At 45.9% G+C, this 18,720-nt stretch carries 22 protein-coding genes and 1 tRNA gene; 19 read left to right on the forward strand and 4 right to left on the reverse strand.

What is annotated here, in order from left to right; translation table 11 throughout:
* Positions 1 to 31: 31 nt before the first annotated feature.
* The 6 genes from DZC79_RS09150 (at position 32) to DZC79_RS09175 (ending at position 4,290) form a co-directional block, all read left to right on the forward strand.
* Positions 32 to 688: a heme exporter protein CcmB gene (locus DZC79_RS09150; RefSeq protein ID WP_118951252.1), complete on the forward strand. Its 657-nt coding sequence runs from the start codon at positions 32 to 34 to the stop codon at positions 686 to 688.
* Between the two features lie 223 nt (positions 689 to 911).
* Positions 912 to 1,220, forward strand: coding sequence for a hypothetical protein (locus DZC79_RS09155; RefSeq protein WP_118951253.1), 309 nt, complete (start codon positions 912 to 914; stop codon positions 1,218 to 1,220).
* A gap of 81 nt (positions 1,221 to 1,301) precedes the next feature.
* Positions 1,302 to 1,374 (forward strand) — tRNA-Lys (locus DZC79_RS09160).
* Positions 1,375 to 1,612: 238 nt separating this feature from the next.
* Positions 1,613 to 2,623 (forward strand): phage integrase SAM-like domain-containing protein, encoded by a 1,011-nt coding sequence (locus DZC79_RS09165; RefSeq protein WP_198666832.1) that lies wholly within the window; start codon positions 1,613 to 1,615, stop codon positions 2,621 to 2,623.
* 49 nt (positions 2,624 to 2,672) lie between these two features.
* The gene (locus DZC79_RS21840; protein WP_394342493.1) at positions 2,673 to 2,801 is read left to right on the forward strand and encodes a hypothetical protein; all 129 of its coding nucleotides are present in this window, start codon (positions 2,673 to 2,675) and stop codon (positions 2,799 to 2,801) included.
* A gap of 40 nt (positions 2,802 to 2,841) precedes the next feature.
* The gene (locus tag DZC79_RS09175; protein WP_118951256.1) at positions 2,842 to 4,290 is read left to right on the forward strand and encodes a hypothetical protein; all 1,449 of its coding nucleotides are present in this window, start codon (positions 2,842 to 2,844) and stop codon (positions 4,288 to 4,290) included.
* Between the two features lie 13 nt (positions 4,291 to 4,303).
* On the opposite strand, the gene DZC79_RS09180 is transcribed toward DZC79_RS09175, so the two are convergent.
* Entirely contained in the window at positions 4,304 to 5,173 is an 870-nt protein-coding gene (locus DZC79_RS09180) for an AbiJ-NTD4 domain-containing protein (protein WP_118951257.1), read from the reverse strand.
* A 3-nt stretch (positions 5,174 to 5,176) separates the two neighbouring features.
* Positions 5,177 to 5,455, reverse strand: a complete 279-nt coding sequence (locus DZC79_RS09185; RefSeq protein WP_118951258.1) for a helix-turn-helix domain-containing protein — start codon at positions 5,453 to 5,455, stop codon at positions 5,177 to 5,179.
* 59 nt (positions 5,456 to 5,514) lie between these two features.
* Here DZC79_RS09185 and DZC79_RS09190 point away from each other — a divergent pair, with 59 nt between their 5' ends.
* The 4 genes from DZC79_RS09190 to DZC79_RS09205 all read left to right on the forward strand — a co-directional run bounded on the left by DZC79_RS09190 (position 5,515) and on the right by DZC79_RS09205 (position 7,892).
* Entirely contained in the window at positions 5,515 to 6,129 is a 615-nt protein-coding gene (locus DZC79_RS09190) for a hypothetical protein (protein ID WP_118951259.1), read from the forward strand.
* 10 nt (positions 6,130 to 6,139) lie between these two features.
* Positions 6,140 to 6,622, forward strand: coding sequence for a hypothetical protein (locus tag DZC79_RS09195; RefSeq protein ID WP_157977028.1), 483 nt, complete (start codon positions 6,140 to 6,142; stop codon positions 6,620 to 6,622).
* A 29-nt stretch (positions 6,623 to 6,651) separates the two neighbouring features.
* Positions 6,652 to 7,107, forward strand: coding sequence for a hypothetical protein (locus DZC79_RS09200; protein WP_118951261.1), 456 nt, complete (start codon positions 6,652 to 6,654; stop codon positions 7,105 to 7,107).
* A gap of 122 nt (positions 7,108 to 7,229) precedes the next feature.
* Positions 7,230 to 7,892 carry a hypothetical protein gene (locus DZC79_RS09205; RefSeq protein WP_118951262.1) on the forward strand — a complete coding sequence of 221 codons (663 nt, stop codon included), beginning with the start codon at positions 7,230 to 7,232 and terminating at the stop codon, positions 7,890 to 7,892.
* 207 nt (positions 7,893 to 8,099) lie between these two features.
* On the opposite strand, the gene DZC79_RS09210 is transcribed toward DZC79_RS09205, so the two are convergent.
* Complete coding sequence (locus tag DZC79_RS09210) at positions 8,100 to 8,294, reverse strand: hypothetical protein (RefSeq protein ID WP_118951263.1); 195 nt, start codon at positions 8,292 to 8,294, stop codon at positions 8,100 to 8,102.
* Positions 8,295 to 8,482: 188 nt separating this feature from the next.
* Between DZC79_RS09210 and DZC79_RS21165 the strand changes: the two genes are divergently transcribed.
* From DZC79_RS21165 to DZC79_RS09250, 9 genes are all read left to right on the forward strand, one after another.
* Positions 8,483 to 8,623: a hypothetical protein gene (locus DZC79_RS21165; protein ID WP_157977029.1), complete on the forward strand. Its 141-nt coding sequence runs from the start codon at positions 8,483 to 8,485 to the stop codon at positions 8,621 to 8,623.
* Positions 8,616 to 9,302: a pyridoxamine 5'-phosphate oxidase gene (gene pdxH / locus DZC79_RS09215; RefSeq protein WP_198666833.1), complete on the forward strand. Its 687-nt coding sequence runs from the start codon at positions 8,616 to 8,618 to the stop codon at positions 9,300 to 9,302. Before DZC79_RS21165 ends, pdxH begins: the two co-directional genes overlap by 8 nt.
* A 57-nt stretch (positions 9,303 to 9,359) precedes the next feature.
* Positions 9,360 to 9,890, forward strand: coding sequence for a bifunctional pyr operon transcriptional regulator/uracil phosphoribosyltransferase PyrR (gene pyrR / locus DZC79_RS09220; protein ID WP_118951264.1), 531 nt, complete (start codon positions 9,360 to 9,362; stop codon positions 9,888 to 9,890).
* Between the two features lie 42 nt (positions 9,891 to 9,932).
* Positions 9,933 to 10,868: an aspartate carbamoyltransferase catalytic subunit gene (locus tag DZC79_RS09225; protein ID WP_198666834.1), complete on the forward strand. Its 936-nt coding sequence runs from the start codon at positions 9,933 to 9,935 to the stop codon at positions 10,866 to 10,868.
* Between the two features lie 101 nt (positions 10,869 to 10,969).
* Positions 10,970 to 12,109 carry a DegT/DnrJ/EryC1/StrS family aminotransferase gene (locus DZC79_RS09230; protein WP_118951266.1) on the forward strand — a complete coding sequence of 380 codons (1,140 nt, stop codon included), beginning with the start codon at positions 10,970 to 10,972 and terminating at the stop codon, positions 12,107 to 12,109.
* A 158-nt stretch (positions 12,110 to 12,267) separates the two neighbouring features.
* Positions 12,268 to 12,726 (forward strand): hypothetical protein, encoded by a 459-nt coding sequence (locus DZC79_RS09235; RefSeq protein ID WP_118951267.1) that lies wholly within the window; start codon positions 12,268 to 12,270, stop codon positions 12,724 to 12,726.
* 246 nt (positions 12,727 to 12,972) lie between these two features.
* The gene (gene purL, locus DZC79_RS09240; protein WP_118951268.1) at positions 12,973 to 15,171 is read left to right on the forward strand and encodes a phosphoribosylformylglycinamidine synthase subunit PurL; all 2,199 of its coding nucleotides are present in this window, start codon (positions 12,973 to 12,975) and stop codon (positions 15,169 to 15,171) included.
* 139 nt (positions 15,172 to 15,310) lie between these two features.
* Positions 15,311 to 15,994: an outer membrane beta-barrel protein gene (locus tag DZC79_RS09245; RefSeq protein ID WP_118951269.1), complete on the forward strand. Its 684-nt coding sequence runs from the start codon at positions 15,311 to 15,313 to the stop codon at positions 15,992 to 15,994.
* A gap of 380 nt (positions 15,995 to 16,374) precedes the next feature.
* Positions 16,375 to 16,809, forward strand: coding sequence for an FKBP-type peptidyl-prolyl cis-trans isomerase (locus DZC79_RS09250; RefSeq protein WP_118951270.1), 435 nt, complete (start codon positions 16,375 to 16,377; stop codon positions 16,807 to 16,809).
* Between the two features lie 84 nt (positions 16,810 to 16,893).
* On the opposite strand, the gene DZC79_RS09255 is transcribed toward DZC79_RS09250, so the two are convergent.
* Positions 16,894 to 18,702 carry a BamA/TamA family outer membrane protein gene (locus tag DZC79_RS09255; protein WP_157977030.1) on the reverse strand — a complete coding sequence of 603 codons (1,809 nt, stop codon included), beginning with the start codon at positions 18,700 to 18,702 and terminating at the stop codon, positions 16,894 to 16,896.
* Between the last annotated feature and the right edge of the window lie 18 nt (positions 18,703 to 18,720).

Below are 18,720 nucleotides of genomic sequence, written 5' to 3' on the forward strand. Positions count from 1 at the left end.
CTCTTCCGGGGCAGTTCCGAAACCATTGCACATGTACCTGAAACAGATACTGACCCTCATCCGTAAAGATTTCCTGCTGGAATGGCGCCAGAAGCATACCTTTTTCGGCGTCATCCTTTATGTGGGCTGCACGGTGTTTGTGCTGTACATGATGGCCGGACAGCCGGAAAGCCGCATCTGGAACGCCTTGTTCTGGGTGGCACAATTGTTCGTCACGGTAAATACCGTGGCCAAGAGTTTCCTGCAGGAAGGCGAGGCCCGCATGCGCTATTACTTCACACTGGTCGCACCGGTGCAGTATATTCTGGCCAAAATGGTCTACAGTCTCGTGCTGATGACCGCGATGATGTTCATCTCCCTGCTGCTGTTCCACTTGCTGCTCGGCAGCCCTGTAATCAGGATGGGTACCTTTATCGGTGTGGCCTGCCTGGGCGCTACCAGCCTGTCGCTCCTGTTTACCTTCCTGTCGGCTATTGCCGCACAGGCGAGGCAAAATGCGGCGCTGATGGCGATCCTGGGGTTTCCTATTGCCATTCCCCTGCTGATGGTCCTGAGCAACCTGGCGCTGGGCGCTGTCGCCTCGGTGCAGCAGGAAGGCTGGTGGAGCATGGTTTGGGTCATGTTCGGACTGGACGCCCTCATTGTCAGTCTCGCAGCCGTGCTGTTCCCCTTCTTGTGGAAGGAGTGATTGAGATGTTAGACATTAGATGTTAGACATTAGATATTAGAAATTGGATTTTGGTTTTCTGGAATTTGGAACTTGATTCCCGGAATTTGAATTTTGCTTTTACCCTCGGCCAGCTTTATCTTTTCTCTTACACCTCTATTACGAACAAAGGTTGTACATTAGGCGTTTAGAAGCCACAGGCATACACAGACCGGCCTGCAACGCTTTTTAATCATCAGTCATTATGGATACAGCAGCACTTCAGCGGGATATCTGCAAGGTGATTACCAGTATCGGCGGCTATATTAAATGGAAGAAGGAGTTTGGCCTGCCGGCGAGAATATATTACTTCCTTTCAGGTAAACAACCCGTGATCAATATTGAAGCCCTGTTTCTCGGCGAGCGCTTTGCCGTGGTCATCGGTCAGAATAAAGGCAGGAAGAATTCGAATATGTTCAACTCCAGCGGTTACCGCATTATCGTCTGTGATACCCTCGCCGATTTCCGCAGGCAGTTCGATGCATTTAAGGCCCAAAAGTTATCGGATCGTTGACAACGCTGGTCGCAAATAAATTATCCGTGATTCAATAATTACTATTTGATTAATTACAGGTTTTCTTACCTTTGCGTCCCTGTCTTCGTAGCTCAGTTGGTAGAGCAGCTGACTCTTAATCAGCGGGTCTAGGGTTCGAGTCCCTACGAGGACACAACAATGTAAACACTTGCAGTAATGCAGGTGTTTTTTTATTGTTGAAACAGTTGATGTTGCTGCATTTGAGCCAATTTCCTCAAAATTTACTATAAAAACTTTTATCTACTCTAATAATCCTCACAGGTGCTTTTTCAGGTGCCATGACATAAAATCAAGAGGTGCCATTTTTAACCTTTTAAGTTGCTAAAAATCAGCAACTAATGCATTCAACACAAAATTTAAAAATACTATTTATGGTACTTAGTTCAAGAGCAACTAAAGAAAGAGAAGTACCATTGCATTGCAGGTTAACCCTCAATAAACAACAGAAAAGGTTTTCTGTAGGAATTACAATCCCCAAACATATATGGCATCAGGATAAACAAAAGGTATCTGGCAAATCTCCCTTATCCCTTTCTGTCAATGCCAAAATTCAGGAGCTAACCAACAAAATTCAAACCATAGAAACACAACTTATAAAAGATCAAGAAGAATACTCCATTGATGATATATTAAACAGGCTGTTCAACAGGAATAACACTCCTTTCAGAACTTTAATGGAGGTATATGACTACAAGTATAAGCAGATGAAAGAACTTGAAGGAAAGGCATACAAGACATCTACTATAATAAAATGTGTCCAAATGCAAAATTCAGTAAGAAATTTTCTGAAAAAGGTAAAAGGCATTAATGATATTCCAGTAACCAAGGTAGACACTAAATTTCTTAATGAATTTGAGCTTTATCTAAAGTCAGACAGGAATATGGCTGTAGCATCTTATAATAAGACTATACAGAAACTTAAGGCAATGATGAAGCTTGCTTTTGATTATGGGACAATTCAAAGGCCTGCATTCCCTAACCACAGATTCAAGCATGAAAAGCCTAAAGTAATATTTCTTACTATGGATGAACTGGCTGTACTGGAGCACTACAAATTTGCCCAAGACAGACTTACTTTAGTTAGGGATATATTCCTGTTCTCTGTATATACAGGACTGCACTATATGGATGCCATGAGCCTTAGAAACAGCAATATCATTAAAGGGGTAGATGGGAAATTTTGGATTTGTTATACAAGACAAAAAACAGATGTTGAAATTCACATTCCAATACTAGAAAGGACTCAAAAGCTGATCTTGCTTTTTAAGCAGAAATATAGCACAACAGATGAAATTGTTCCCAGGTTCAGCAACCAGAAAATCAATAGCTATTTAAAAGAGATTGCAGAAATTGTAAGCATCAATAAGCCCTTTATCCCATAAAGTAGCCAGGAAAACATTTGGTTCCTTCCTATTATTTCATGATGTACCCATGAAGGTAGTAAGCAAGCTTATGGGACATAGTTCTGTACTAATTACAGAGCAGCATTATGCACAAGTCGAATTGAAAAAGTTGGGAAATGAAATGGATAAAGTAAATACTATTTTAAATTTGTCTTAAACTGACAGAGGCAATCTATAACCCTATTAAATCACTATGAATGAAAAAGAAAGAGCACATACCAACTTATCTGAAACCTCTGCTATTCCACAAGAAACCACTAGAGATAGTTGAGTATTTCAGAAAGAACGTGAATGGCAAAATCAACAAAAAAAGTCTTTTAGCAACTGACCTAAATTCTAAGCTTATCCATAATAATAAAGGCTACAAATTAACATTCAGTTTAAACAGGCCAATTACTTCCAATCTTGTTGGTGAAGTAATTAAAAAGGTTGAATTTATAGAAAAGAAAGACACTTTTATAATTGATAGTCTTTTTCTAAATAGTACGAATCTTGATGGGGATTATGAAGGGGCAATTAATGCCTTTTACTCCAAAGGATTTACAGTGAAGCAAGCTTACTACCATAGACTAATTATCCCTCTAGAAAAGGAAATAGCTTTTCACTTTAATCTAGAGGACTGCACATTCAACACAGACTTAGGATATGTTTCTAGAACTGGGGTTAAAGCACTAATTAATAGTGAGACTATATACGCAAATGTAATTCATCAAGGCAGCCCCAAGAGATATTATCTATCTATTGAATCTCAGCTGAAACAGACATTTGAAGAATTCAGTGATAAAGCTTTTGCTGTTCAAAAGGGGATTGGTTATTTATGTGGACATCTAGCAGGAGGAGAAGGTTACTTCTTTGTATATTCAAAACAAAAGATGGAAATACCAAAATACTATGGCTACCATGATATAAGGCCACCTATCAGAAGCATTTACACTCCTCTGCATACAAACCCTTATGGATATTTAGATAAAAAGAAGAACCTAGCTGAAAAATATTACAAAAATAAGACCCTACAGCCTGTTTCTTTTCATCAATTTAGCATTCTGTGCCAAAGGCTTTATGATTCTTTAGAATTTTCATCAGCAATTTTATTAATGTTAGAGTCTTGCCTTGCAACTCTCCTATTCATGCCTGGAGGGTTTGCAATTGTTTTGGAAAATCTATCAGACATTATTATGGCTGATGATAAACTTAAATTAGCACCAATAAAAGATAAAAATCTTAGCAAAACAATTAGAAAAGAATGTACTGACGTAGTTCAAAAGTACAGTGCATCAATTTCAAGCGAAGATTTAAAAGTTTTGCTAGGTAGAATAGAGCAAATAAACCAAACAACAAATAAGGAAAGGCTTAGAGCTCCATTTAAAAAACTAGGAATATCTCTTTTACCAGAAGATATAAAAGTCTTAGAAAGTAGAAATGATTTCTTGCATGGAAGAGTCCCTGACTTCACCAACGAAGGTGCAACAAGATCTTTAGATAGAATAAATCAAGACCTATACTATGCCTCAATGAGATTTTATACTCTCCTAAATATGTTAATTTTAAAGTGGATTGGTTTCGATAATTATGTACTGAATCATCCTAAAATCAGAGAAATTCAATGTGGTATAAAATTAAAAGAAGACTACTATAGAAAACTTTAATCAACAACTTATATCAAGTGTCTGCTCTAGCAAAGTCAACCCCCACTCTAATTGATTTTGAAATTAAATAGTTAATAAATGCGCTACATGATACTAGCATAAATTTTGCATCATCAAAGTCACAATTAGGTTCATCACTTAGGCTATGCCTTATACCATCACCATCACTAGTATAACCATATATCTGCTTAAATCCTCTTTCCAAAGACTGGTGAAGTTTAATCTTTCCTTTGATCTTATCTAAAGCTCCACCAAGTGAATCTTTTGCACCATTGGATATGACCTTAGCTAAAGATTCCACTGCTGAAATAGATTCCTTGATGGAGTTTCTATAGTCTGGATTTTTCCTATCTGACAATTTTTGCATTGCATCTCTTAAATGAATATTGGCACCCTTCAAAGCTGTATAGCTAATAGTCTGTCCCACTGCCAATTCATATTCGCTTATCTCTTCTGTATTAGCAATAGGAGCTATTTTATTATTTACAAATCTATAACCTGAAGCTTCTTTCTTTAAAGCTCTATTAAACATACTAACCATACCCTTAACTTCGAAGAAGTTATCAAAGTGCTCACTCCCAAGCTGAAAAACAGTGAATTCTATAAAGTCATAAAGTTCATACCATTGACAAGAAAAAAAATAGTTTCTTATGTGATTTATTAACTGAGAAAGGGTCCTAGGGGCAGTATCAATAGTGTTCTTAAAATACTCAGACCACAAATAGTCTCTGTAAAAAACTGTGATATTTTTTTCCAATTTTAGCCTACCAACAACAAAAATGTCAAAAACATTCCATAGTGTATTCTTAAGATCACTATCAATCGATTCAATTTGAATATCTTTTCCTACAGGGATAAAACCAGTTCGCTGACTAAATTTCATTAGCTAAGTTTCAAAAGGGAAAATAAAACCAAAAAACTCTTTAGGATGCACTTTTAGCTTTTCAGCCAAAAGAAAAATATGACTTATACTGGTATTTATAGTGCCAGTTTCAATCCTGCTGATTTGGGAGGGAGGCAAATCACAAAGATTAGCTAGTTCTTCCTGGGAAAGATTCTTAGCCTTTCTAAGTTCCCTTAGCCTCTCTCCCACAGCTTTCATACCTTTTATGTCTTTATAGTAACTCACCTGCCAAAATGAATACTTTAGCAGGCCTAAAACCATAGCAAATTTGCTATATTTTGATTTACTCAATACATTTGCTTACAAAAACTAAACCTATAATGAAAACCTTAAAGCTTCTTATTGCTCTTTTATGTGGGGCAGTAATAGCATCAGCCCAAGACAATGAGTACAATTACCCTGTAGATAAAGAAACAGGAAAGATAACCTATGAAAAAACAAAAACAGTAGCAGGCACACAACACAACCTTTTTAAATATGGATTACAATTTGTCGCTAGCCAGAATTTTAATCGAGAAGTTGCTACTAAAACCAAAATGAGAAAAGTATTTTATACAACCATTGTAATAACCACTCCCATAACATATCAGGATGAGGAACAAGGCAAGATTTTTGGTAATGGTTTTTTTGATTTCGAATATCGAGGAAAACAAAGGTTTGTTGTTACCTTCTCTTATAAGATTTATGTAAAAGACCAGGAATACAGATATGTATTTACAGATTTTGTTGTCAAAGAGTTTGTTGGCGCAGGAGAACCTATAGCAAAAAGGCATATCAATTCTGCCACAGCCCCCAATAGCAGTGCTAGGATATTAAGCTTTCCCTTAGAAGAATTTATTGAAAGAAGCAAGTATGCAGATAGTGATCAAATATTCAAGGACAATATTAAGCAACTCAAAACCCAGCTTGCTAAAGCAATGGCAGGTGACCTCTAAAATATTCATTATGGGACTTTTCAGCACTTTATTTAATCGCAACAAAAGACAATGGATGATACAATGGGGAGAAGAATCATCAGCTTATATGAAGAGGGTTATAGATGGATTTTTCATTAAGGATAATATTGATTTTGAGCTGTATATGGAAAACAACAGGGCTAATAACAAACTTATGTCCCTATGGAGACCACATTCAGGGTATGAACATGATAGTGACCTAGAAAGTATAATTCCAATCAGACCATCACCAACCTTTAAAAAGTATTTCTCAGAAGAAGATTTTAGAGCCCCAGGAAATCCAGATTGGTTTTACATTGGGTATCCAGATGTGGTAAAGTGGATACAAAAAAATATAAATCATTTCTCACATTGGGAAAAGAGATTTGAACAATATGAATTTGGAGAAAGTATTCCACTTGCATTCTTTAGAGAGGTGATTGATGAATATAAAAAGAATCATCAATTAGAATGTAAATTCAAAACCCAATAAGTTTTTATATTAAATAAGGAAGTTCAACAATGCCTCCCATTTACAAAATAGCCATTCAGGAACTACAACAACACAGGTTACCAATTCCAATCTCTTTTATTGAAAGCTGGCTAGATAAGTACACATATTACTGGCAGTACCTTTTAGCAAAGAATGAAGGATTTCCTATAAAGGTTTATGGGCTGAGTCATCCAGCCGAAAAAGTAGCTTTTTACAACCTTATTTTATCTTTTAGAAGGTTGGTTGAATATTACCAGCATGAAGTATACTGTAAAGTGGCTATGCATGAATATTCTCAAGTTGAGCATTTATGTATTAATGCAATAAAAGAGTGGAAACAAAAACATTCAAACTATTATGAAAATCATCTAATTCTCTTTCCCTTTAGTGAATTCAGCTGCATTATAAAAGAGAATGAGATGCTACTTCAAATAAACTTAGTTGACTTTCAAAATCTGATTGCATTCTGCAAAATTTTCTCATAAAAGATACAACATTTTCACTGTTATACAAAAGCCTACCTACCTTATCTATATACACCTTATTGGGTAAGGTAGGTAAGGTATTTTGAATAAAAGAATTTAATTTGCTACAAAGTGAAAGCTAAATGGAATTGAAACATTTTGATGCCTGGGCGCAAGAACTACAAAAAGCAGATGTAATCTATGAGATTCATGAAGTCAAATGGGAAAGCGCGCCTGGACCTTTTATAGATATAGATAAATCAGGTAAGATAAAGCTTGTTAATGCTCCTGACAACCTCCCTGCTATAGAATACAAGGCTAAAGAAAACTTCAGTTCATTTAATGGATTTAGATTTTGGTGGCAATACAAAAAACACATTCTGGAGCTCACTTCTAATACCATAATTGAGCTCTCCTTTCTATTCAGGAAAAACACTCTCACTACTGATGAAGAACATGAAATTGACACTAAAGCTATAAGCATTATAGCAACCATTAAAAAATTGAAGAACCTTTTCCGGTATTACTTTCTTTACAAGGTAGTACACGGTAATATCTTCATTGCTGACAATCGCCCATGCCGATTTAAGGGCATTGCTCCTTGTGTTGTCTGGACGCACCAATCGGGAAAACTGTTCTGCAGGCACAGCGTAAGATTTACCTGCGACAGCTCACAAGGACCGCAAGGCTGGGAAGGACCGCCTGGTGGATTTGGTCGCCGCGCCCGCCCTGATCGTATCCTTTTCCAAAGCGGATATAATGCTTTTGCTTACACGCAGGGTAATCATATAAAAAAGCTCCGGTAGAACTACCGGAGCGAAACAGAAAACAGAAGAACTCTGGCCGTATCAAAGCCAATGTTGAAACTAAAAACAAATATAATACGGCTACACATCACTTAATCCAACATTTGCATTAATTAAGAATTGGATATGCAAAAAATCACAAACAGATGCCTTGACAGGACCGTTTGTGATCCGGCACCGTACACTATGCTTATTGCATAGCCAGGCTTAACATTTGGGATTGCGGGTCTCAATACACATAAAGGTGATGCCGCAGGCGATCTCGATTACCGTCAAACAATTAACGGCAGTGTACTTATTACAGGCTGCTGAACCCGCGCCGCCGATAAGGCCGCGGGCGGTTAAGGGTAACAGGCTCTTTTTTGCCAGATCGAGCTTGGGGCTTTGGTTTTTCTTTTTCATTGCTGGTTTGATTTAGACCACAAGGTAGCAAGAAGACCGCTCCGGCTGCTAAGGGAATTCACGGATTTTGGCACATCACGGATTTCCATTATCCGGCAGCTGTTTTCGGAAGCCGGCTTTGATCGTAACCGGTTTTGTAATACCTTTGCCAACATTAAATCAAAGTCTGAAAAAACAAATACTGTTATATGACCGCTGTACTGCTCAACGTTTATGATGCCGGTAATAAGATCGGAGAGATCGCAACTTACACCCTTGTTATTGTGATGGCGATCGTATGGATCTGGGTAATGTTCAAATACCTGAATACTTCCGATCTGAATGACTGATATCTCCGGACATATTGCACAAATACGTGCCGACTACCAGAAGGCAATGCTGAATGAAACAGAAGTGGGCGACAATCCGCTTCTGTTTTTTCAAAAGTGGTTTACCGAAGCCGAAGCGGCAGGCATTACAGAAGTCAATGCGATGACCCTGGCTACGGCCAATGTATGGGGCCTTCCTTCAGCACGCATTGTGCTGCTAAAGGGTCTCGACGAGGAAGGCTTCACCTTCTTTACCAATTATGAAAGCGATAAAGGCCGGCAGATCGCCGAGGAAGATTCCGTAGCCTTATTGTTCTTCTGGAAAGAGCTGGAGCGCCAGGTGCGGATCGAAGGGGTAGCCCGTAAAATTCCGGCCGCCGATTCAGACGCCTATTTTCATTCCCGTCCTAAAGGCAGCCAGGTCAGCGCAGCTGTATCGCCGCAAAGCCAGGTGATCGACGGCCGGGAAGAGCTCGAGCGCAGGGTGAAGGAGCTGGAAGCACAATATGCCGAAAGCGAAATACCTCGCCCGGAACACTGGGGTGGCTATAAAGTGATCCCGGAGAAGATCGAATTCTGGCAGGGCCGCAAAAACCGTCTTCACGACCGTATCGTATTTTTCCGAGAGCCGGAGACCGACAATGGCGAAGATACCCTGCCCGGCTATGGCCCCTGGGAAAAATTCCGTATTGCACCCTAAACCCTATTATTACCTGCAACCTGCCATCAAAACCGGCAGCGCTGCATAACCGATATTATGAAATCGCTTTTCAACCAGCAGCAGCTACAGATCACGATAGAGCGTCTGGCCCACCAGTTGCTGGAAAATCACCTTGACTTTTCCGACACCGTGCTGATCGGTCTTCAGCCAAGGGGTATTTATCTTTCCGACCGCATTCACCGGAAGCTGAATGCCCTGCTGCCCGGGGCGCATATCCCCTATGGCAAGCTGGACATTACTTTTTACCGCGACGATTTCAATACCTCCAGTGAGCTGCATGTCGCCCAGGAAACGGATATCAGCTTCAGCCTGGAAAATAAGAAGGTAGTGCTGATCGACGATGTGCTGTACACCGGCCGCACGATCCGCTCAGGCCTGGACGCCCTGCTTGATTTCGGCAGGCCGGAGTCGGTAGAGCTGTTGGTGCTCATCGACCGCCGTTTCAGCCGCGAGCTGCCCATACAGCCCGACTATGTGGGCATGACGGTAGATTCAGTAGCGACGCAGAAAGTAAGAGTGCTGTGGAAAGAAAAAGATGAAAAGGACGAAGTGGTGATGCTGGATTAGCGATCACCCATCATTAAAGCTCAATAAAAACAGAACAGTATAGTGTCATTATCCGTAAAACACCTGTTAGGCATCAAAGATCTGACGCCGGGAGATATAGACCTGATACTCCGTACGGCAGATCAGTTCAAAGACGTGCTGCAACGCCCCATCAAGAAGGTCCCTACCCTCCGCGACACTACCATAGTTAATTTATTTTACGAAAATTCTACCCGCACCCGCATATCTTTCGAGCTGGCAGAAAAAAGACTCAGCGCCGACACAATCAATTTCGCAGCTTCGGGCAGCTCTGTGTCTAAGGGAGAAACGCTTATCGATACGGTACACAATATCCTTTCCATGAAGGTGGATATGGTGGTGATGCGGCATTCGGCCAGCGGTGCACCGCATTTCCTGTCCCGGCACATCAATGCCAGCATCGTTAATGCAGGCGATGGGATCAACGAGCATCCCACCCAGGCCTTGCTCGACGCTTTTTCCATAAGAGAGCGGCTGGGCGGCCTTGAAGGAAAAAAAGTAGCCCTCCTGGGCGACATCATGCACTCGAGGGTAGCGCTCAGCAATATTTACCTGCTGACCAAAATGGGCGCCGAGGTTACCGTTTGCGGCCCGCCCACACTGATCCCCAAGCATATTGAGAAGCTGGGGGTAAGGGTATCGTACAATGTACGCGAAACCCTTGCCTGGTGCGATGTAGCCAATGTGCTGCGGATACAGCTCGAACGCCAGAACAAGCCCCTGTTCTCCACGCTCCGGGAATACTCGTTGTATTACGGCGTCAATAAAGCGCTGCTCGATTCGCTCAACAAAGAGATCGTGATCATGCACCCCGGCCCCATTAACCGCGGCGTGGAGCTGAACAGCGACGTGGCCGACAGCAAACAATCCATTATCCTGGACCAGGTCCAGAACGGCGTAGCTGTAAGAATGGCCGTTTTGTACCTGCTTGCCGGGAAAAAGGAAGAAGCGCTGAGCTAAATCCGCAACCGCCATACTATTCCCGCGAAAAAGCCGTTTTCTATCCTGCAGCCGCTGCAACACAAAAAAATAACCGCTTACCTTCTAATTCAACGCAGTATATGGAACCCTTACAAATGGTGGATCTGAAACGCCAGTACCAGAAAATAAAGCCCAGGATCGACGAAGCGATCGCAGGCGTGATCGACAGCACCGCCTTTATCAATGGTGAAGATGTCAAGCTGTTTGCACAGGAGCTGGAGCAATATCTCGACGTAAAGCATGTGATCCCTTGCGCCAATGGTACCGACGCTCTCCAGATCGCGCTGATGGCCCTCGACCTGAAGCCCGGCGATGAAGTGATCACCCCTTCCTTCACCTTTATTGCTACTGTGGAAGTAGTAGCCCTGCTGGGCCTCAAACCCGTTTTTGTAGAAGTAGATCCCCGTACATTCACGATCGACCCTGTGGCCATAAGGGCGGCCATAACGCCTCAGACCAAAGCCATCATCCCGGTTCATCTTTATGGCCAGAGCGCTGATATGAAAGAGATACTCGACATCGCGGCTGAGTATAAGATCCCGGTGATCGAAGATAATGCGCAGGCCATCGGTGGCCATTATACTTTCCCCGACGGCCAGCGTAAAGCCAACGGCACCATGGGCACGATCGCTACCACGTCTTTTTTCCCTTCGAAAAACCTGGGCTGCTACGGCGACGGCGGCGCGATCTTCACCAATGACAGCGCCCTGTATGAAAAAATGCAGATGATCGCCAACCATGGCCAGAAGGTGCGGTATTATCATGAGCTGGTGGGCTGCAACAGCCGCCTGGATTCGATACAGGCTGCCGTATTGCGCGTTAAGCTGAGCGAGCTGGACCAATATTGCGATGCCCGCCGTATCGCCGCCGATTATTACGATCGCGCTTTTGCCGGGCATGAGCTGGTCACCACACCCTATCGTGCCGATTACAGCCATCATGTCTTTCACCAGTACACGATCCAGCTGGACCAGGTAGACCGCGACGAAGTGCAGCGCCGCCTGGCCGAAAAAGGTATTCCTTCGATGATCTACTATCCCGTACCCAGCCACAAGCAGAAGATGTTTGCTGACCTGGGTGGAGCAGATTATAACCTGGAGATCACCGACTACCTGAACAAACGCGTGCTCTCCCTGCCAATCCATACCGAGCTGAGCGACGATGAGCTGAATTACATTACGACCAATGTGCTGGAGATCGTGAATGAGCTGGCCGGCTAAAGTGTATCGCTGTATCTTTACCAGGGCTGCCTTTTGGGCAGCCCTGGTGCTTTAGAAAGACCTGACCTCCCTGGTTATCAGCTTATAATGTTCGTTCATGAACCTTTACCTGCCTTCATTTATTTATTATACCGGTAGCAACAGAACATCTGCGCTTTATGACGAATGAAGAATTCATCAGGATATTCCCGATGGCCTGCGCCTGGGCAAAGCAGCAGGAGAGCTGGATACTCGATAAGGGTACGCCCCTGAACGAGGACCAGCAGATCGACGCTTACCTGGCCGGCGTAAAAGAGATCACAAAAGTGCGGCTCTGGTATGCCGACCAGGCTCCGGAACCGGCCTTACCTGAGCTGAAAGCAGCCACGGAGCGCTCGGGCCTGCTGTGGTCGGGCACGGCGGGCACTACTTTCCGCTACGGCATCTTCATCAGGAACGACCGGCGCCACGACCGTGGCCTGCTCATACATGAGCTCGTTCATACCATGCAATACGAACGCCTCGGCAGCTTCGAAGCTTTCCTGGAACAGTACCTCAAGGAATGCCTTACCGTGGGCTACCCCGATGGCGCGCTGGAGCAGGAGGCGCGGCGTATCGAGCAGCGTCTGCGCTCCTGAAGCTTATGCCTGATTCTTTTTGACCCCGGATAGGATAAGTACTGGCGCAGCAGCCCCCGGCACTTCCCGGCAGAGCCTGCTACGGGCCTTCCCGCTTTTGACACTGCTGAAGGGAAAATCACGGCCGGAACACTCCGCTTTTTACTTTTGCATTTTAAATTCTTCGTTTCTTAACCTACTTTTGCAATTCCAAAAAATACGGTACGGGCTACCGTAATTCTTTAATCGCAATCCGCACATTCCATAATGGAAGCAACACTCGAACAAGCCAGGCAGCTGGGACTGCAGGAAGCAGAATTTGAAGAAATAAAGAAGATCCTGGGCCGCACGCCCAATTTCAACGAAACCGCGATGTACTCCGTGATGTGGAGCGAGCATTGCAGCTACAAGAATTCCATCAAATACCTGAAGAAGCTTCCCCGCGAAGGCAGCCGGCTGCTGGTAAAGGCCGGTGAAGAAAACGCGGGCCTGGTCGACATCGGCGATGGCCTGGCCGTAGTGTTCAAAATCGAATCTCATAACCACCCCTCGGCCATCGAACCCTTCCAGGGCGCGGCTACAGGTGTAGGCGGCATCCACCGCGATATTTTCACCATGGGCGCACGTCCCGTTGCAGCGCTCAATTCCCTTCGCTTCGGCAACCTGAAGCATCCCAAAACCCAGCACCTGCTGAAAGGCATCGTGAAAGGCATCAGCCACTACGGCAACTGCTTCGGCGTACCGACCGTAGGTGGCGAGGTTTATTTTGAGGATTGCTATCAGACCAACCCCCTGGTGAATGCCATGAGTGTGGGCATCGTAAAGGTGGGACAAACCTTTTCCGCAACTTCCTATGGCGAAGGTAACCCGGTATTCATCGTGGGCGCTGCTACCGGTAAGGACGGTATCGGCGGCGCTTCTTTTGCTTCTGCCGATATTACGGAGGACAGCGCCGAGCAATTGCCTGCAGTGCAGGTAGGCGATCCTTTCGAAGAAAAGAAGCTGCTGGAAGCCTGTATGGAGCTGGTGGGCAAAAACCTGGTGATCGGCATGCAGGATATGGGTGCGGCCGGTATCAGCTGCTCTACTTCCGAGATGAGCGCCAAAGGCCAGCACGGCATGAAGATCGACTTGAGCAAGGTGCCTACCCGGCAGGAAAATATGAAAGCATGGGAAATGCTGCTAAGCGAAAGCCAGGAGCGCATGCTGATCGTGATCGAAAAAGGTAAGGAAGCAGAAGTGCAGGCAATATTCGACAAATGGGATATCCACTGCGAGCAGATCGGCGAGGTGACCAAGGAAGAGCGTCTGAAATACTACCTCAACGGCGAACTGATGGCCGATGTGCCCGGAGAAAGCCTGGTGCTGGGCGGCGGCGCCCCGGTATACGAGCGGGAGTATAAAGAACCCGCCTATTTTGCGCAGGTCAATGCTTTTGACCAGGACAGCATTCCCGAGGCGCAAGATCTTAAAGCGGTTGCCGAGCAGATCATCCGCCTGCCCAATATCGCGTCCAAGCGCTGGGTATACGAGCAATACGATTCAATGGTAGGTACTGCCAACGCTTCTACCAATAATCCTTCTGATGCGGCTATCGTGCGGATCCACGGTACAGAAAAAGCGCTTGCAGTAACCGTAGACTGCAACAGCCGCTATGTGTTCCTCAATCCTTATGTGGGTGGTATGATCGCCGTGAGCGAAGCGGCCCGCAATATCGTCTGCAGCGGCGGCCAGCCTGTGGGCGTAACCAACTGCCTCAATTTCGGTAATCCTTATAATCCTGAAGTTTATTACCAGTTTGTACATGCCCTTCGCGGCATGAGCGACGCCTGCATCCAGTTCGACGCACCGGTTACCGGCGGTAATGTGAGCTTCTACAACCAATCGGAAGACGGCCCGGTATATCCTACACCGACAATCGGCATGGTAGGCGTGCTGGATAATATCGCCGACGCCATGACGCTGGATTTCAAAAATGAAGGCGATCATATTTACCTGCTGGGTCGCAGCCGCAACGATATCAATGGGTCGGAATACTTGTTCAAGCTGCACAACGTTACGCACAGCCCCGCACCGCACTTCGACCTGCAGGAAGAAGCAGCGCTGCAAAACAAGGTGGCCGAACTCATTAAGAACAAGCTGATCCGTTCGGCGCATGATGTAAGCGAAGGCGGCCTGTTCCCTACCCTGCTGGAAAGTGCGGCTGTAAACGGCAAAGGATTCTCCATTGCGCTCCATAAAGACCTGCGTAAAGATGCCTTTCTCTTCGGTGAAGCGCAGAGCCGCGTAGTGGTAAGCGTACGCCCCGATCAGCAGAAGGCGTTCGAGGCTGTCGTGGGCGATCATCCCATGGAGCACCTGGGCACGGTAACCGCCGGCGATATCCTGATAGACGGCGCCGGATGGGGCACTATACCTGAATGGAAAGTGCAATATGACACTGCTATAGAAAATGAATTAAGCTAATAACTTAAGCAAAACTATGAATACGAGGGCATTAACGAGAAAAAAACATGCACCTTGCTATTAAAATCCAAATCTTCGTAGTAGTATTACGCCGTAATTCCAATATTACGGCGTAATACATTTAACAACCCTCAATTTTATGAAGAAAATTATCCTTTCTGCATTACTGATCGGAGGCGCAGCAGTGGCTGCGCAGGCGCAAGCCAACAGTGTACTCGTTTTCGGCGACCTGGGCATTAATACCGCCAAAGATGCCAACGACAATAAATCTTTCGGCTTTAACATCCATCCCGGTGTCGGCTACCAGTTCGACGACCATTGGACATTAGGCGTTACCGGCTCTTTCGGCACCAACAGGTCCAAGCCCAAAGGCGCTAAGGAATGGGGTTTCAGCAATACCTACACTGCCGGCGTTTTTGGCCGTTACACTATGCCCATCAGCAAGATCTTCGCCTTCTACAGCCAGGCAGAAGCCCTGTACCAGGGACAAAGCGACGGCAGCACTGCTTCCGGCAGCAAATCGATCAAGAGCAATGGCTTTAAAGCAAATGTAGTACCCGCTATCGCGATCATGGTACATAAAGGCTTTGCCCTCAACTTCTCCTTCGGTGGAGCAGAGTTTGAGACCATGAAGGTTTCCGGTGTTAAAGGCACCAGCACTCATTTCGGGCTGACCTTCGGCAACCAGATGAACATCGGCGTATCCAAGAACTTCGCCTGCGGTCGCCGCCACAAAGGCCACCACATGAAAATGAATCATGGCAGCCGCATGGAGAAAGAGGAAATGGAGCAAGATAGCAAAGAAGACAAGAGCGAAGATTAATTTCATCGCGCATATTAAGCAGTAAGGATCGCCAAAGGCGATCCTTACTGCTTTTACAGGAGATACAGGCTGCCGGCAATTCTGTCAAACAGTCAAAAATGCCCCCGTTCCTGAAAAGAAACGAGGGCTTTCACAATCAAAACACTAACAGCACCGCTAAAAAAAACGCATCACAAAACAACTCTACTGGATTACGGTGCTGCCAGTATCTTTCAACCAGGTTGCGTTGTCGCACTGAATACTTATATACAACAGCTCAGGAGCAAAGATGTTGGTTAAAGCTGTGATAATGTTAACCGGATCGCCACGGGAACACATAGGTACTGGTTGACATGCCCGCCGATGCTGCATTTTGCTTATTTTCGCTGCAAAACATCTATATGGGTATAGCAGATATACTGGCATCCAAAAACAAGGAAAAAGCGGAAGCCAATCTGAAAGCCGGAGAGGCTTTCCTCGAAGAGAACAAAAGCAAAGAGGGTGTGGTAACGCTCCCCAGCGGTCTTCAATACTTGGTGCTGAAGGAAGGTGAAGGCCCGAAGCCCGGCGCCAGCAACCGGGTTACCTGCCACTACCACGGAACCCTGATCGACGGCAGGATATTTGACAGCTCCGTACAGCGTGGCCAGCCCGCGACTTTCCCGCTTAACCAGGTGATCGCCGGCTGGACGGAAGGGGTGCAGCTCATGAGCCTCGGCAGCAAATACCGCTTCTTCATACCGGCAGCGCTGGGCTACGGCGCCCGCCAGATGGGCAGCGATATCGGCCCCAACTCGGTACTGGTCTTTGACGTAGAACTGCTGGGCATCAATTAAAGACTGCTGCATCCCGCTACATAAAGGGCTGCCGGGGCTTCCCGGCAGCCCTTTATGTCAATACAACCTCTTTCCTTTTTCCGGCTAAAAAAAGGCGGTATAGCCAAAATGCAGCCGCGTCTGCCGGAATTGGAAATCCTCGCCGCTGCGTTTGCCCAGGCCTATCGCTATATTGAAGATGCCCGATTTGTTCTCAAGAGTAAGCCCCGCGCCGAAGCTCACCGGGTAATCGTCGCGCCGGAGATCATTATAAATGGCCTGGATATAAGCATTGTCACTGAACAGGTAGAAGCAGGAATTGCGCCCCAGCAGCAACCGCAGCTCCAGGGTACCTACATGGTATTGGCTGGCATAAATGCTTTGCTCGTCAAAACCGCGCAACAGCTTAAAGCCGCCCAGCTGGTACAGCTCGTTGAGGAAAAGTTTTTTGCCGCTGATGTAACCGCCGCTATAGCCCAGCTTCAGGCTCACATTCCGGAAGAGCGCGAAATAGTAGCTCCCCGAACCCGAAACCCGGTACTGGTATTTATCCGTATTGGCCGTATCATAGAGCCCTTCATAGTTAAATCCCGAACCGTCGCTGATACCGGTTATGGCATCATTGGACAATACGGAGCGTACGAGACCAGATCCGGAAACCCTGGCCTGCCATCCTTTGCTGGGATTGAGCCGGTAATCGGTACGATCCATATTGAACTCCACGATGGCACCTTTGGTGGTCACATCCAGGTTCTCCGGCAATTTCTTATTCAGCCGTACATAATTGGTATCGGCCGTAATGAGCCGGTTGCTGAACGTCTGGTAACCCACCTTGACGTAATCCGTCGCATTGAACTGGTACCGGATACCGATGTCGAAGGAAGTGCGTCGGAATGTCGTATCTCTTTTGAACAGGTCGAAGCTTCCCTCCAGCCCGAAAGGCGTGCCCAGCAGGTAAGGCACGCCGGCATCGGCATGAAAGCGCGGCGATTTATATTGCAGGTTCTGGTAAGTCGCCGCAATGCTTTCACCATAGCCCAGCACATTTTTCAGCGCAAGCAGCACATCGGCAGTCAGCAGGAATTTACCGGTCTCTACCGTATTGGGCTGCAGGCCGATGAGGCCGTTCAGCTGGTTGGCCTTTTTTTCTTTCAGGTAGAGATACAGCTTATTTCCGACCACACTGAATTCCATTTGCCAGGGACGCAACTCCTGCAGGTAAGGCAGCTCACTCAAGCGCTTGCTCAGCAGGCGCAGCTGGCTTTCGTTGTACAGGTCACCCTGCCGCACACCCAGGTATTGTTGCAGGAATTCGCGCGACACATCCACATCGCCTTCGATGATGAGCGTATCGTAGCGCACCGGCTCCCCCCGCTCCAGCAGCATCGAGGCTTTCAGCTCTCCCGGCCGGCCTTCTATATCGGTGAAGGTCGTATAGGCAAAAGGGTATCCATTGTCTTCGCAGTATTTCAGCATGCGCTCGCTGAGCGCAGTCAGGCGTCCGGGCCCTATAGCCCGCCCTTCCCAGTCCCTGGCCGCAATGCCCATATCGGTCAGCAAAGCAGCCGGTATTTTATCGAAGGAGAGCCGGGCCCAGCGGTACAAAGGCCCCCGGTATAGCCGTACATGAGCTGCGCTATCGGAATAAATGATGCTGTCGGCCGAAGCGGCCAGGTAACCTTGTTCCCGGATGCGGGGCACCAGTGCTCTGAGATAAGCATAAGCCTCGGCAGCATTGTCAAAATACTGCTGCGCTGGTACCGGCTTTTTATCCAGCGACAGCACGGGTGTATCCACGGCTTCCAGCACCAGCTTCACAGACTGGGCAGATGCGCCGGAGGGCCAATGCAGACAGACTGCCAGGAGGAAAAATAACAGATACCGGTTCATGAGCGCCATCACGACGAAATCCAAAAGTAGTTTTTATTTGCT

Origin of the sequence: Taibaiella helva (genome assembly GCF_003545695.1) — a bacterium.
Taxonomy (GTDB): domain Bacteria; phylum Bacteroidota; class Bacteroidia; order Chitinophagales; family Chitinophagaceae; genus Taibaiella; species Taibaiella helva.

Bases quoted from the DNA above. Each gene is read 5' to 3' on its own strand.
- DZC79_RS21165 (WP_157977029.1), top strand. From the start codon at position 8,483: ATGACCGCTGTACTGCTCAACGTTTATGATGCCGGTAATAAGATCGGA.
- DZC79_RS09155 (WP_118951253.1), top strand. From the start codon at position 912: ATGGATACAGCAGCACTTCAGCGGGATATCTGCAAGGTGATTACCAGT.
- purL (WP_118951268.1), top strand. From the start codon at position 12,973: ATGGAAGCAACACTCGAACAAGCCAGGCAGCTGGGACTGCAGGAAGCA.
- DZC79_RS09230 (WP_118951266.1), top strand. From the start codon at position 10,970: ATGGAACCCTTACAAATGGTGGATCTGAAACGCCAGTACCAGAAAATA.
- DZC79_RS09235 (WP_118951267.1), top strand. From the start codon at position 12,268: ATGACGAATGAAGAATTCATCAGGATATTCCCGATGGCCTGCGCCTGG.
- DZC79_RS09150 (WP_118951252.1), top strand. From the start codon at position 32: ATGTACCTGAAACAGATACTGACCCTCATCCGTAAAGATTTCCTGCTG.
- DZC79_RS21840 (WP_394342493.1), top strand. From the start codon at position 2,673: ATGAAGGTAGTAAGCAAGCTTATGGGACATAGTTCTGTACTAATTACA.
- DZC79_RS09175 (WP_118951256.1), top strand. From the start codon at position 2,842: ATGAAAAAGAAAGAGCACATACCAACTTATCTGAAACCTCTGCTATTC.
- DZC79_RS09180 (WP_118951257.1), bottom strand. From the start codon at position 5,173: ATGAAATTTAGTCAGCGAACTGGTTTTATCCCTGTAGGAAAAGATATT.
- DZC79_RS09190 (WP_118951259.1), top strand. From the start codon at position 5,515: ATGAAAACCTTAAAGCTTCTTATTGCTCTTTTATGTGGGGCAGTAATA.
- DZC79_RS09205 (WP_118951262.1), top strand. From the start codon at position 7,230: ATGGAATTGAAACATTTTGATGCCTGGGCGCAAGAACTACAAAAAGCA.
- DZC79_RS09185 (WP_118951258.1), bottom strand. From the start codon at position 5,455: ATGGTTTTAGGCCTGCTAAAGTATTCATTTTGGCAGGTGAGTTACTAT.
- DZC79_RS09195 (WP_157977028.1), top strand. From the start codon at position 6,140: ATGGGACTTTTCAGCACTTTATTTAATCGCAACAAAAGACAATGGATG.
- DZC79_RS09210 (WP_118951263.1), bottom strand. From the start codon at position 8,294: ATGAAAAAGAAAAACCAAAGCCCCAAGCTCGATCTGGCAAAAAAGAGC.
- DZC79_RS09165 (WP_198666832.1), top strand. From the start codon at position 1,613: ATGGTACTTAGTTCAAGAGCAACTAAAGAAAGAGAAGTACCATTGCAT.
- DZC79_RS09250 (WP_118951270.1), top strand. From the start codon at position 16,375: ATGGGTATAGCAGATATACTGGCATCCAAAAACAAGGAAAAAGCGGAA.
- pdxH (WP_198666833.1), top strand. From the start codon at position 8,616: ATGACTGATATCTCCGGACATATTGCACAAATACGTGCCGACTACCAG.
- DZC79_RS09200 (WP_118951261.1), top strand. From the start codon at position 6,652: ATGCCTCCCATTTACAAAATAGCCATTCAGGAACTACAACAACACAGG.
- pyrR (WP_118951264.1), top strand. From the start codon at position 9,360: ATGAAATCGCTTTTCAACCAGCAGCAGCTACAGATCACGATAGAGCGT.
- DZC79_RS09245 (WP_118951269.1), top strand. From the start codon at position 15,311: ATGAAGAAAATTATCCTTTCTGCATTACTGATCGGAGGCGCAGCAGTG.